12 protein-coding genes are annotated in these 13,264 nt (G+C 71.2%); all 12 read right to left on the bottom strand.

Annotated features, from left to right (window positions below):
• Window positions 1-41: 41 nt before the first annotated feature.
• On the bottom strand, window positions 42-338 hold the full coding sequence (locus tag ABEB09_RS24890) for a YggT family protein (protein WP_345692135.1): 297 nt from the start codon (window positions 336-338) through the stop codon (window positions 42-44).
• Window positions 339-418: 80 nt separating this feature from the next.
• Window positions 419-1,036, bottom strand: coding sequence for a cell division protein SepF (locus ABEB09_RS24885; RefSeq protein ID WP_345692134.1), 618 nt, complete (start codon window positions 1,034-1,036; stop codon window positions 419-421).
• Window positions 1,037-1,160: 124 nt separating this feature from the next.
• Window positions 1,161-1,880 (bottom strand): YggS family pyridoxal phosphate-dependent enzyme, encoded by a 720-nt coding sequence (locus ABEB09_RS24880; protein ID WP_345692133.1) that lies wholly within the window; start codon window positions 1,878-1,880, stop codon window positions 1,161-1,163.
• The gene (gene pgeF, locus ABEB09_RS24875; RefSeq protein ID WP_345692132.1) at window positions 1,877-2,647 is read right to left on the bottom strand and encodes a peptidoglycan editing factor PgeF; all 771 of its coding nucleotides are present in this window, start codon (window positions 2,645-2,647) and stop codon (window positions 1,877-1,879) included. Before pgeF ends, ABEB09_RS24880 begins: the two co-directional genes overlap by 4 nt.
• Window positions 2,648-2,668: 21 nt before the next feature.
• Window positions 2,669-3,886: a cell division protein FtsZ gene (gene ftsZ, locus ABEB09_RS24870; protein WP_345692131.1), complete on the bottom strand. Its 1,218-nt coding sequence runs from the start codon at window positions 3,884-3,886 to the stop codon at window positions 2,669-2,671.
• A gap of 278 nt (window positions 3,887-4,164) precedes the next feature.
• Complete coding sequence (locus ABEB09_RS24865) at window positions 4,165-4,968, bottom strand: cell division protein FtsQ/DivIB (RefSeq protein ID WP_345692130.1); 804 nt, start codon at window positions 4,966-4,968, stop codon at window positions 4,165-4,167.
• 114 nt (window positions 4,969-5,082) lie between these two features.
• Entirely contained in the window at window positions 5,083-6,174 is a 1,092-nt protein-coding gene (murG, locus tag ABEB09_RS24860; RefSeq protein WP_345692129.1) for an undecaprenyldiphospho-muramoylpentapeptide beta-N-acetylglucosaminyltransferase, read from the bottom strand.
• 6 nt (window positions 6,175-6,180) lie between these two features.
• The gene (gene ftsW / locus ABEB09_RS24855; RefSeq protein ID WP_345692128.1) at window positions 6,181-7,599 is read right to left on the bottom strand and encodes a putative lipid II flippase FtsW; all 1,419 of its coding nucleotides are present in this window, start codon (window positions 7,597-7,599) and stop codon (window positions 6,181-6,183) included.
• A gap of 50 nt (window positions 7,600-7,649) precedes the next feature.
• Window positions 7,650-9,104 (bottom strand): UDP-N-acetylmuramoyl-L-alanine--D-glutamate ligase, encoded by a 1,455-nt coding sequence (gene murD, locus ABEB09_RS24850; protein WP_380840147.1) that lies wholly within the window; start codon window positions 9,102-9,104, stop codon window positions 7,650-7,652.
• Complete coding sequence (mraY, locus tag ABEB09_RS24845; RefSeq protein ID WP_345692127.1) at window positions 9,086-10,156, bottom strand: phospho-N-acetylmuramoyl-pentapeptide-transferase; 1,071 nt, start codon at window positions 10,154-10,156, stop codon at window positions 9,086-9,088. The genes murD and mraY overlap by 19 nt, the downstream gene beginning before the upstream one ends.
• Complete coding sequence (locus ABEB09_RS24840) at window positions 10,153-11,583, bottom strand: UDP-N-acetylmuramoyl-tripeptide--D-alanyl-D-alanine ligase (RefSeq protein WP_345692126.1); 1,431 nt, start codon at window positions 11,581-11,583, stop codon at window positions 10,153-10,155. The genes mraY and ABEB09_RS24840 overlap by 4 nt, the downstream gene beginning before the upstream one ends.
• A 4-nt stretch (window positions 11,584-11,587) precedes the next feature.
• On the bottom strand, window positions 11,588-13,255 hold the full coding sequence (locus ABEB09_RS24835) for a UDP-N-acetylmuramoyl-L-alanyl-D-glutamate--2,6-diaminopimelate ligase (RefSeq protein WP_345692125.1): 1,668 nt from the start codon (window positions 13,253-13,255) through the stop codon (window positions 11,588-11,590).
• Window positions 13,256-13,264: the final 9 nt, after the last annotated feature.

Genomic DNA, 13,264 nt, shown 5'->3' with positions numbered 1-13,264 from the left:
TCACCTCTACGTAGTCGTCGGCAGTCGGCAGGACCGTATCGCTACACCCTCATCGCGAAGCCACCCACGATGTTGAGCAGGATGTAGACGATGATCATCAGAACGAAGAAGGACAGGTCGAGTGCCACGCCCCCGAGACGCAACGGTGGGATGAACCGCTGCAGAAGCTTGAGTGGTGGATCGGTGACAGTGTAGGTGGCCTCCAGAACGACCACCATCGCCTTGCCGGGTTGCCATGAACGGGCGAACTGGAAGACGTACTGCATGACCAGCCGGAAGAAGAGCAGCACGAGGAAGCACGCAAGAGCGACCCAGATCACATCCAGTGCGACGCCCATCCCGCGTTCCCTCTCCCCTGGCTCTCTCGTCACCGGCCTTCCGGCCGGGTCGTTCCCGTGGTCGTTTCCCTGCTTCGGTCTCAGCTCTGGTTGAAGAATCCGCCCTCTGCGATGCGGGCCTTGTCCTCCGCCGTGACATCGACGTTAGCAGGCGACAACAGGAACACCTTCTGCGTCACTCGCTCAATGCTGCCATGCAGCCCGAAGACGAGACCGGCGGCAAAGTCGACAAGTCGCTTCGCGTCCGTGTCGTCCATCTCGGTGAGGTTCATGATCACAGGCGTGCCCTCGCGGAAGTGTTCCCCGATGGTACGGGCCTCGTTGTACGTCCGCGGGTGCAGCGTGGTGATGCGGTAGGGCTCCCGCTCGGACACGACCTTGGGCATGATCACCGGTGCGTTCTTCTCCAGGCTCGGGCGTTCAGGTGTGATGGACGCCACGGGGGCGATTCGGGCGGGTCGTCCGCTTTCAGCGGGAAGCGGAACGGGGTCGCGCTGAACCGGAGGCTGCGCTACCGGGGCGCGCACCGGTTCCTCGCGCTCCACCTGGTGCGGGGGCTGGTGGCGGCGCCGGTCGCGCTCGGGCTCCGGCTCCAGCTCGGGTTCGAAGTCGTCGTCGGGGTCGAAGCCCCGGCCGTCGTACCCATCGTCCTCCACGAGGCCGAGGTAGACCGCCATCTTGCGCATCGCGCCGGCCATTCTCCGATTCCTCCGCTCTGTGGTGGATCGGCAACGTCACCTCGCGCCCGCGATCCACTGGGCCAGTCCGCTGTTCGGCGGAAATGACCATATTTTCTACTGTGGTCCGACTTGCTTGGCGACGTTACCCGAGCCGGGGTCGTACTCCGAGTACCGCCGTACCGATGCGTACATGTGTCGCTCCGGCCGCCACCGCGTCCTCGAGGTCCGCACTCATCCCTGCTGACACCATGTTCGCAGCCGGACGGGTCGCGCGCAGGCGGGATGAGAATTCCATCAGCCGGTCGAACGCGGCCCGTTGCCGCCCCGCATAGGGCCCGGTCAGCGGCGCCACGGTCATCAGACCGCCGAGCCGCAGCCCCGGCGCCGCGTCGATCGCGTCCGCCAACTCCTCGATGCCCTCGGGCGCCACGCCCCCGCGCTCACCGCGCTCGCCGGACTCCGCGTCGAGGGCGACCTGGATCAGGCAGTCCAGCTCCCGCCCGGTACGCTCCGCCGCCGATGACAGCGCGGTGACCAGCCTTGGGCGGTCGACCGACTGCACGACCTGGGCATAACCGGCGACCGAGCGAACCTTGTTGGTCTGGAGCTGACCGACGAAGTGCCAGGTCAGATCGAGATCTGCGCACGCTGCGGCCTTGGGGGCCGCATCCTGGTCCCGGTTCTCGGCGACATGGCGGACGCCGAGCTCATGGAGGAGGCGGACGTCGCTCGCGGGGTACGTCTTGGTGACCACGATCAGGGTCACCTCGTCCCGCTCGCGGCCCGCGGCGGCGCAGGCCGCGGAGATACGTTCCTCCACTCTCGCCAGGTTCTCGGCGAGTTCTGTCCTACGGTCCGTCATGCGTTCTTTCCTCCCCCGGCCTTCTGCCGGGCGGGACCCCCGAGCCAGACATATCCGGCGAGCCGTCCCGTGGTGCGGTCGCGGCGGTACGAGAAGTGGTCCCCCGACTCGCGGGTGCAGACCTCCGAGGCCCGCCGGTCCCGTACCCCGAGTCTCTCCAGCTGGGCGTGGACGCCGGCGGTGACGTCGACGGCCGGGGTGCCCCAGCTCGTCTCCGCCCGGGCGGCCGGTTCGACGGCGGCGACCTCGTCGCGCATCGCCTCCGGAACCTCGTAGCAGCGCCCGCAGACGGCGGGGCCGGTCCTGGCGATGATCCGGTCCGGCTCCGCGCCGAGTGTGATCATGGTCTCGACCGTCGCCCGGACGACCCCGGCGACCATCCCCGGGCGTCCCGCGTGCGCGGCGGCCACGACTCCGGCGACCGGGTCGGCCAGCAGGACCGGTGTGCAGTCGGCGGTGAGCACGGCGAGGGGCAGTCCCGGTCTCGCGGTGACGACGGCGTCCCCTTCCGGAACTTCCGCTTCCGCGGGCCAGGGTCCGTCGACCACATGGACGGCCCGGCCGTGGACCTGGTTCATCCAGACGACCTGGCCGGGGTCGATGCCCAGGCTCTTGGCGGCGAGGTTCCGGTTCGTATGAACGGCGGCGGGGTCGTCGCCGACGGCGCCGCCGAGGTTCAGCTCCTCGTACGGAACGGCGCTCACCCCGCCCCACCGGTCGGTGAAGGCGAAGTGCGCGCCGTTCACGGTGTCGTGCTGCCCTATCACGTCAGGATCACTGTCCGGCCGTCACTTCAGGAAGTCGGGGACGTCCAGCTCTTCGGCCTGGGTGTCCGGGTAGGGCCGCGTCGTCGGGATGGTCGGCGGCGTGGCGGCCGAGACCGGGGCCTCGCTCACCACCGGGGCCGGCTCGACCGGGGCCGGCGGCTCCTCGCGGACCGGCACGGTGCCGAGGCCGCCGGCGGACCGCGGGGTCTCGGTGACGCGGGACGGGGCCGGGGCGGGCTCCTCGCGCTTGGCGGCCGTCGCGCCGAGGACGTTGTCGCGCCGGGCGGGCGGCTGGCCGCCGTCGAAGCCGGCCGCGATGACCGTGACCCGTACCTCGTCGCCCAGGGCGTCGTCGATGACGGCACCGAAGATGATGTTGGCCTCGGGGTGGGCGGCCTCGCTCACCAGCTGCGCGGCCTCGTTGATCTCGAAGAGGCCGAGGTCCGAGCCACCGGAGATGGAGAGCAGGACACCGCGGGCGCCGTCGATGGACGCCTCCAGGAGCGGCGAGGAGATCGCCATCTCGGCGGCGGCCACGGCCCGGTCGTCGCCGCGGGCGGAGCCGATGCCCATGAGGGCCGAACCGGCCTCGGACATCACGGACTTCACGTCGGCGAAGTCCAGGTTGATCAGGCCCGGCGTGGTGATGAGGTCCGTGATGCCCTGGACGCCGGAGAGCAGCACCTGGTCGGCGGACTTGAACGCGTCGAGGACGCTGACCTGGCGGTCCGAGATGGACAGCAGCCGGTCGTTGGGGATGACGATGAGGGTGTCGACCTCTTCGCGGAGCTCGGCGATGCCGTCCTCCGCCTGGTTGGCGCGGCGCCGGCCCTCGAAGGTGAACGGGCGGGTGACCACGCCGATGGTCAGGGCGCCGAGCGAGCGCGCGATGTTGGCGACGACGGGCGCGCCGCCGGTGCCGGTGCCGCCACCCTCGCCGGCGGTGACGAAGACCATGTCGGCCCCCTTGAGGACCTCCTCGATCTCCTCGCGGTGGTCCTCTGCCGCCTTGCGACCGACTGCCGGGTTGGCCCCGGCCCCGAGGCCGCGGGTGAGTTCGCGACCGACGTCGAGCTTGACGTCGGCGTCGCTCATCAACAGGGCTTGCGCGTCCGTGTTGATGGCGATGAACTCGACGCCCTTGAGACCGACCTCGATCATTCGGTTGATGGCATTGACACCACCGCCGCCGACACCGATGACCTTGATGACTGCGAGGTAGTTCTGCGGTGCTGCCACGTCGAAGGCCTCTCGCCTCGAGTTACGTGTCGCCACTGCGCGCTGGTGTCACGCCGCGACGACGGATGCCGATGGGACGGTCCGAATCGCCGACCCAAACCCTAACGTTGAAGTTTAGGGTTACCAGTGTGCCTGCTCGCTGGACTCTTCCGAACAGGACACTAAGTCGACAAGTGGCGCACGTTCAACGAACACGCCGAACCTCCCGTTTTTCTTTTCACCCTATGTGATCACCCATAGCGCTGACCAACCAGGGTGCTGGCCAGGGCATATGTGCGTCAACTCCGCGAGGCGGCGGGGGCGCTGGGGGCACTCACGTCGAAGTGCCCCGCTTTGGGCGCCGCCTTCAGCAGTGCGGCGAGCGCACGCGCTTTCGCCTCGTCCTGTTCGCCGCTCCCCCAGAAGACCGTCCGGCCGCCCGTCAGCTCCAGGGTGAGGGAGTCGTACGAGCGGACGCGGACGGAGCGGACCTCCCGGGCGATCCGTCCGGGCAGCCCGGCCATCACGCCGACCGCCTCACGGGTCAGCCGGTCGGCACCGAAGCGGCGCAGGCTCGGTGAGCGGACGGCGGTCAGTTCGAGCAGGGCGACCCCCTTCGGGGCCGTGGTGACCGTGGCGAAACGCACACCTTCTGCGTCCACTTCGATGTACTTTCCGCCCTGTCGGATCAGCAGAACCGGCTCGCGTTCGGTCACTTCGAGACCGATCCCGTGCGGCCATGACCGGACCACGTTCACGGTGTCGATCCGGGGCAGCGCGTGGCGCAGCCGCTCCTCGATCGCGTCGGTGTCCACGGAGGCCAGCGGCGAGCCGACCGGCACGGACGCGGCGGCCTCCACCTGGCCGGGCGTCAGAACGCGGGTGCCGGACACGGTCACGTCCTCGACGCGCAGCCAGGAGGAGCCGTACAGCAGCCAGGCTCCGCCGCCGGTGAGCGCGAGGGCGGTGACGATCAGCAGCAGGAGGCGGCCGGGGATCCGGCGGCGGTCCTCCGTGTCCGGGGCGGTCCCGCCGGGCGGCCGGTCCGACGACGCGCCCGAGGGACCCCGGGTGCCGCGCTCGGCGGTCGTCGGTCCGGCCATGCGCGCTCCTTTCCTTGGCTCGGTTCGCCTCCGGGGCGCCTCAGCCGGTGCCGAGAGCCCGGCCGTGTTCGGCCTCTCGACACCGCCGCGCCCTTCGGCTCGCGCGCCGGTGCGTTACCGGCGGTGCGAGGCGATCGCCTCGTAGACCATGCCGACGAGCAGGTCGTCGGCGTCGCGCCGGCCGAACTCGGCGGCGGCGCGGGACATCTCGTACAGCCGGTGCGGGTCGGCGAGGACGGGGAGGACGTTGCCCTGGACCCACTCGGGCGTCAGCTCGGCGTCGTCGACCAGCAGCCCGCCACCGGCCTTGACCACCGGCTGGGCGTTGAGCCGCTGCTCCCCGTTGCCGATGGGCAGCGGGACGTACGCGGCGGGGAGCCCGACGGCGGAGAGTTCGGCGACGGTCATCGCGCCCGCGCGGCAGAGCATCATGTCGGCCGCGGCGTACGCGAGGTCCATCCGGTCCACATACGATACCGGGACATACGGCGGCATTCCGGGCATGTTGTCGACGTGCGGCACCTCGTTCTTCGGGCCGACGGCGTGCAGGATCTGGATGCCGGAGCGCTGGAGCACGGGCGCCACCTGCTGCACGACCTCGTTGAGCCGGCGCGCGCCCTGCGAGCCGCCGGAGACCAGCAGCGTCGGCAGGTTCGGGTCGAGCCCGAACGCGGCCCGCGCCTCCGGGCGGACCCGGGCGCGGTCGAGGGTCGCGATGGTGTGGCGCAGCGGGATGCCGATGTAGCGGGCGTTGCGCAGCTTGCTGTCGGGCGTGGCGACGCCGACCCCGGCGGCGTACCGCGAGCCGATCTTGTTGGCCAGGCCGGGGCGGGCGTTCGCCTCGTGGACGACGATGGGCACGCCGAGCCGCTTGGCGGCCAGGTAGCCGGGCAGCGCCACATAGCCGCCGAAGCCGACGACACAGTCCGCCTTGGTGCGCTCCAGGATCTGCTCGGCGGCCTTGATCGTGCCGCGCAGCCGCCCGGGAACGGTGATCAGCTCGGGGGTGGGCTTGCGCGGCAGCGGTACGGCGGGGATGAGTGCCAGCTCGTAGCCCCGCTCGGGCACGAGCCGGGTCTCCAGGCCCCGCTCCGTGCCGAGGGCCGTGATCCCCACGGTGGGGTCCTGCCTGCGCAGGGCATCCGCGAGGGCGAGCGCGGGCTCGATGTGGCCGGCGGTCCCCCCACCGGCGAGTACGACATGCACCGAAATTCACCGCTCTCCGGACGGACGCTTCTTGACGCGCCGTCGCATCGACATCCAACTCAGCCCGGCCCTCTTGCGAGAGCCGCGCTCTCGGCCGGCCAGGGCCGCTTTCGCGGCGGGCTCGTCACGCGCGAAGGCGATCAGCAGCCCGACGGCGAACATGGTCGGCAGCAGGGCGGAGCCCCCGTAGGAGAACAGCGGGAGCGGGACACCGGCGATCGGCAGCAGGCCGAGCACCGCACCGATGTTGACCACGGCCTGGGCCGTGATCCAGGTGGTCACGCCTCCCGCGGCATACCTCACGAAGGGGTCCTCCGTGCGTCCGGCCACGCGAATACCCGCATAGCCTAGAGCCGCGAACAGAGCGAGCACCGACAGCGTCCCCGCCAGCCCCAGTTCCTCCCCGGTGATGGCGAAGATGAAGTCGGTGTGCGGTTCGGGGAGTTGGCCCCATTTTTCCACACTCGCCCCCAGTCCGGAACCGAACCATCCGCCGGACGCCAGAGCATAGATGCCGTGGACCGCCTGCCAGCACGAGTCCCCCGGCCCCGGCTCGGTGGCGCCGATGCACGCGAGGCGTGCCATGCGGTTGTCGCTGGTCCTGATCAGCATCACACCGATCGCCGCCGCCACGACGAGGACCCCGCCGAACAGCCGCGTCGGGGCGCCGGCCAGCCACAGCAGGCCGAAGAGGATCGCCGTCAGGATGATCGCCGTGCCCATGTCGCCGCCCAGCATGATCAGCCCGAGCAGCAGGAAGGCGATCGGCACGAGCGGCACCAGCATGTGCTTCCACTGGGCCAGCAGCCGCTTGTCCTGTTTGCGGGCCAGCAGGTCGGCGCCCCAGAGGATGAGCGCGAGCTTGCCGAACTCGCTGGGCTGGAGCTGGAAGGGGCCGCCCAGGTAGATCCAGTTCTGGTTGCCGTTGACCTCGTGCCCTATCCCGGGGATCTGCACCAGCACCATCAGGAACACCGTCCCCGCGAGCAGCGGGTACGCCAGGGCCCGGTGCAGCTTGACCGGCATCCGGGAGGCGAGCAGCAGCAGGCCGGTGCCGATCGCGGCGGCCAGGAACTGCTTGCGGAAGAAGTAGGACGCCGGCAGGGACAGCTCCAGCGCCTTGATGATCGACGCGGAGTAGACCATCACGAGCCCCAGGACGGTGATCAGGAGGCTGGCCCCGAGGATCACGTAGTACGCCGTCAGAGGGCGGTCCCAGGCCCGGCGTGCCTGCTCGTACAGCCGCCGCACCCGCCTGCCGCGCGGCGGGCGGGTGGTCCCGGGCCTGCGGGACGCGCCGCCCCCGCCCCGCGCGGCCGCGGCCTTGCGGGGGCCGGCGGTCCGGGTCCGCAGGGCGAGCCAGGACCCACCGGGCCCGGACAGTGCGGGCCCGGGCAGGCGGGCGGCGGTGTGGTCGGCCGACATGGTCGCTGTCCCCTCCGGTCTGGTCCGGCCGCGCCGGACCCGGTGGCTGGTCAGGCGTGCCCGGCGGCGAGTGCGCGGACGGCGTCCGCGAACGCCTCACCCCGCTTGTTGTAGTTGACGAACATGTCCATCGAGGCGCAGGCCGGGGCGAGGAGCACCGTGTCACCCGGCTGTGCGAGCCGCGCCGCCTCCTGGACCGCCGCCGCCATCGCCCCAGTGTCGGTCCGGTCGAGGTCGACCACCGGTACCTCGGGGGCGTGTCGCGCGAGGGCCTCGCGGATCAGCGCCCGGTCGGCACCGATCAGGACGGCGCCGCGCAGCCGCTTCGCCGACTTCTGGACCAGCTCGTCGAAGGTGGCGCCCTTGGCGAGGCCGCCGGCGATCCAGACGATCGGGTCGTACGCCGCGAGGGAGGCCTCCGCCGCGTGCGTGTTGGTGGCCTTGGAGTCGTCGATGTACGAGACCCCGGCGACCTCCTCCACGTACTCGATGCGGTGGGCGTCGGGCCGGAAGGTGCGCAGGCCCTCGCGGACGGCGGCGGGCTCCACGCCGAAGGCGCGGGCCAGGGCGGCCGCGGCGAGCGCGTTGGCGATGTTGTGCGGGGCCGGCGGCTGGACGTCGGAGACCTGTGCCAGCTCCTGGGCCTGCTGGTGGCGGTTCGCGACGAAGGCGCGGTCCACCAGGAGGTCGTCGACGACGCCCACCTGGGAGGGGCCGGGGGTGCCGAGGGTGAAGCCGATCGCGCGGCAGCCCTCCTCGACGTCGGCCTCGCGGACCAGGTCCTCGGTGGCCTTGTCGGCGGTGTTGTAGACGCAGGCGACGGTGTTGCCCTCGTAGATACGGCCCTTGTCGGCGGCGTACGCCTCCATGGAGCCGTGCCAGTCGAGGTGGTCCGGGGCCAGGTTGAGGACGACCGCGGAGTGGGCGCGCACGCTGGGCGCCCAGTGCAGCTGGTAGCTGGACAGCTCGACGGCGAGGACGTCGTACTCCTCGTCGCCGAGCACGGCGTCGAGGAGCGAGACGCCGATGTTGCCGACGGCGGCGGTCCGCAGCCCGGCCGCCTCCAGGATGGAGGCGAGCATGCGGACCGTCGTCGTCTTGCCGTTGGTGCCGGTGACCGCGAGCCAGGGCGCGGGCGTGCGGCCGCCGTGGCCGCGCAGCTGCCAGGCCAGCTCGACGTCGCCCCAGACGGGCACGCCGGCCGCTTCGGCGGCGGCGAACAGCGGCTTGTCGGGCCGCCAGCCGGGGGCGGTGACGATCAGCTCGGTGCCCTCGGGGAGGGTCGCCCCGTCGCCGAGGCGGACCGTGATGCCCTCGGCCTCCAGCTCGGCGGCCTGGGCGCGGGCGCGCTCGTCGTCGCCGTCGTTGACCACGGTGACCCGCGCGCCGAGGCCGTGCAGGACGCGGGCGGCGGGAATGCCGCTCACGCCCAGCCCGGCGACGGTGACGTTCTTGCCCTGCCAGTCGGTGACCGGCACGTCGGTGCTCACTTGTCGGCTGCCCATCCTGCGTAGAAGAGCCCCAGACCCACGATGACGCACATGCCCTGGATGATCCAGAACCGGACCACGACGAGGACCTCGGACCACCCCTTGAGTTCGAAGTGGTGCTGGAGCGGCGCCATGCGGAAGACCCGCTTCCCGGTGAGGCGGAAGGAGCCGACCTGGATGATCACGGAGAGGGTGATCAGGACGAAGAGGCCACCGAGGATCGCCAGCAGCAGCTCCGTGCGGGAGCAGATCGCGAGGCCGGCGAGGGCGCCGCCGAGGGCGAGCGAGCCGGTGTCGCCCATGAAGATCTTGGCGGGTGAGGTGTTCCACCACAGGAAGCCGAAGCAGGCGCCCATCAGCGCGGAGGCCACGACGGCGAGGTCGAGCGGGTCGCGGACCTCGAAGCAGGCGTTCGGGTTCGTCAGGGTCTTGGCGTTGAGGCAGGACTCCTGGAACTGCCAGAGCCCGATGAACGTGTACGCGCCGAACACCATCACGGAGGCGCCGGTGGCGAGGCCGTCCAGGCCGTCCGTCAGGTTCACGCCGTTGGACATCGCCAGGATCATGAACAGCGCCCAGACGACGAACAGCACCGGGCCGATGGTCCAGCCGAAGTCGGTGATGAACGACAGCTTGGTCGAGGCGGGCGTCAGGCCCTGCTTGTCCGAGAACTGCAGCGCGAGGACCGCGAAGGCGATACCGACGATCAGCTGGCCGGCCATCTTGGCCTTGGCGCGCAGACCGAGCGAGCGCTGCTTGACGATCTTGATGTAGTCGTCGAGGAAGCCGACGAGGCCCATGCCGGCCATCAGGAACAGCACCAGGACGCCGGAGTAGCTCGGCTCCTCGCCGGTGATGACCTTGGCCAGGGCGTACGCGATGAGCGTGGCCAGGATGAAGGAGATGCCGCCCATGGTGGGCGTGCCCTTCTTGCTGCCGTGCGTGCGCGGGCCGTCGTCCCGGATGAACTGCCCGTATCCCTTGCGGGCCAGGAGCTTGATCAGCAGCGGCGTACCGATCAGTGTCAGGAAGAGCCCGATGGCTCCCGCGAAGAGGATCTGCCTCATCGGCCGGCGACCTCGCCCTCGGTGGTGTTCTCGAGCAGTGCCTGGGCGACCCGCTCGAGCCCGACCGACCTGGATGCCTTCACCAGCACGACGTCTCCCGGACGCAGTTCACTGCGCAACAGGTCGATCGCCGCCTGCGCGTCGGACACGTGCACCGACTCCTCACCCCACGAACCCTCGTTATATGCGCCCAGTTGCAGCCAGGACGCTTCCCTGCCCCCGACTGCGACGAGCTTGCCGACATTGAGCCGGACGGCGAGCCGTCCGACCGCGTCGTGCTCGGCGAGCGCCTCGTCGCCGAGCTCGGCCATCAGGCCGAGCACCGCCCACGTACGCCCCCCCTTGGCCCGTGCGGCCTCGCCCATGGCGGCCAGCGCGCGCAGGGCGGCCCGCATGGACTCGGGGTTCGCGTTGTAGGCGTCGTTGACGATCGTCACACCGTCCGGACGCTCGGTGACCTCCATACGCCAGCGGGAGAGGGTGCCCGCCTCGGAGAGCGCGGCGGCGATCTCGTGCACGGGCATGCCCAGCTCATGGGCGACGGCGGCCGCGGCGAGCGCGTTCGACACGTGGTGCTCACCGTACAGGCGCATGGTCACGTCGCTGCACCCGGTGGGTGTGTGAAGACTGAAAGAGGGCTGTCCGTTCTCTGTGAGCCGGACATTTTCGGCGCGTACGACCGCTTCGGGCGACTCCCCGAAGAGCGTCACGCGCGCCTTGGTGCGGGAGGCCATCGCGCGGACGAGCGGGTCGTCGGCGTTGAGGACGGCGACGCCGCCCTCCTCGGCCGGCGGCAGGGCCTCGACCAGTTCGCCCTTGGCTTGGGCGATCTGCTCGCGGCCGCCGAACTCGCCGATGTGCGCGGTGCCGACGTTGAGGACGAGGCCGATGCGGGGCGGGGTCAGCTCCGTGAGGTAGCGGATGTGGCCGACGCCGCGGGCGCCCATCTCCAGGACGAGGTGCTGTGTCTCCTCGGTGGCCCGCAGCGCCGTCACGGGCAGCCCGATCTCGTTGTTGAGGTTTCCGGCCGGCCAGACGGTGGGGCCCTTGCGCTGGAGGAGCTGCGCGATGAGGTCCTTGGTGCTGGTCTTTCCGGCCGAGCCGGTCAGGGCGACGACGGTGGCCCCGAGGCGCTCGACGACGGTGCGGGCGAGGGCGCCGAGTGCGGCGGTGACGTCGGGCACGACGAGGGCGGGCACACCGACGGGGCGGGTGGCCAGGACGGCCACCGCACCCGCTGCCACGGCGCGCTCGGCGTAGTCGTGCCCGTCGACGTGCTCGCCGGCGAACGCGGCGAAGAGACTGCCGGGCTCGACCTGGCGGGAGTCGTAGACGACGGATCCGGTGACCTGTGCGGCCGGATCCGGTATGTCGTACGTCTGCCCGCCGACGATTGCGGCGATCTCGCTGAGGGAGAGGGCGATCACTTCTTCATCCCTGACTGTTCTGGATGGCTTCCCGCAGGACCTGGCGGTCGTCGAAGGGGCGCACCACGCCTGCGATGTCCTGCCCCTGCTCGTGGCCCTTGCCCGCGACGAGCACGGTGTCGCCGGGCTCGGCGCGGGCCACCGCGGCGGCGATCGCGGAGGCCCGGTCGGCGTCCACCAGGACGGTGCCGCGCTCGTGGGCGGGCACCTCGGCGGCGCCGGAGAGCATCGCGGCGAGGATCGCGAGGGGGTCCTCGGAGCGGGGGTTGTCGGAGGTCAGTACGGCGGTGTCGGCGAGGCGTGCCGCGGCGGCGCCCATGGGGCCGCGCTTGGTGACGTCGCGGTCGCCGCCGCAGCCGATGACGATGTGCAGCCGGCCCTTGGTGACCTTGCGCAGGGAGCGCAGGACCGATTCGACGGCGTCCGTCTTGTGGGCGTAGTCCACGACGGCGAGGTACGGCTGGCCGGCGTCGACGCGCTCCAGGCGGCCGGGCACCCCGGGGACGGCGGCGACGCCGTCGGCCGCCTGCTGCGGGTCGATGCCGGACACGGCGAGCGCGACGACGGCGGCGAGGGTGTTGGCCACGTTGAACGGGCCGGGCAGCGGCGCCTTGGCCTGGATCCGCTCGTCCTTGGGGCCGACGATGGTGAAGGTGCTGTCGGCCGGGCCGATCTGGACGTGTTCGGCGCGCCAGTCGGCGTCCGGGTGGCCTTCGGCGGAGAAGGTGACGACGGGGACGGTCGCCTCCTTCGCCAGCCTCCTTCCGTACTCGTCGTCGAAGTTGACCACCGCCTGCCGAGAGCGGCGCGGGGTGAACAGCTGCGCCTTGGCCCGGTAGTAGTCCTCCATGTCGGAGTGGAACTCCATGTGTTCCGGGCTGAGGTTGTTGAAGACGGCCACGTCGAAGACGCAGCCGTCGACCCGGCCGAGCACGAGGGCGTGGCTGGAGACCTCCATGGCGACGGCCTCGACGTCGCGTTCGCGCATCACGGCGAACAGTGCCTGGAGGTCGGTGGCTTCGGGGGTGGTGCGCTCGGACTTGATGCGCTCGTCGCCGATGCGCATCTCGACCGTGCCGATCAGTCCGGTCCTGCGCCCGGCCGCCTTGAGGCCGCCCTCGACGAGGTAGGCCGTGGTGGTCTTGCCGGAGGTCCCGGTGATGCCGATCTGGAGGAGGTCGCCGCCGGGGCGTCCGTAGATGTCGGCGGCGAGTTCGCCCATCCGGCCGCGCGGGTCGTCGGTGACGAGGACGGGCAGTCCGGTTGCGGCGGCGCGGTCGGCGCCCGCCGGGTCGGTCAGGATCGCGGCGGCCCCGAGCCCGGCGGCCTGCGCCGCGAAGTCGGCGCCGTGGGCGCGGGCGCCCGGCAGTGCGGCGTACACGTCCCCGGGGCGGACGGCCCGGGAGTCGTGGGTGATGCCGGTGACCTCCCCCTCGTACGCGGAAGGGGCGCCCAGCCGGGCGGCCAGTTCGCCGAGGGGTGTGGGGCGGACCTGGACCGGACGGGGCGCTCCCGGCTGTTTCGCGGGGGCGTCCTTCTCGGTGGTTCGGGACTGATCAGCGTGTGGCACGGCGGTGAGCGTACCGGGCGTACCCGCCGTGGGGCTAAATGAGGCCGCGGGGTCACGGTCGGTGCCGGAACGGTTCCCGGGGTCGGGCGTGATCGTTGTCACTGGGGGCTC

It is taken from the genome of Streptomyces coeruleoprunus (assembly GCF_039542925.1).
Taxonomy (GTDB): domain Bacteria; phylum Actinomycetota; class Actinomycetes; order Streptomycetales; family Streptomycetaceae; genus Streptomyces; species Streptomyces coeruleoprunus.
The sequence above is the reverse complement of the archived record's forward strand: the minus strand, read 5'-3'. Positions and strand labels throughout refer to the sequence as shown.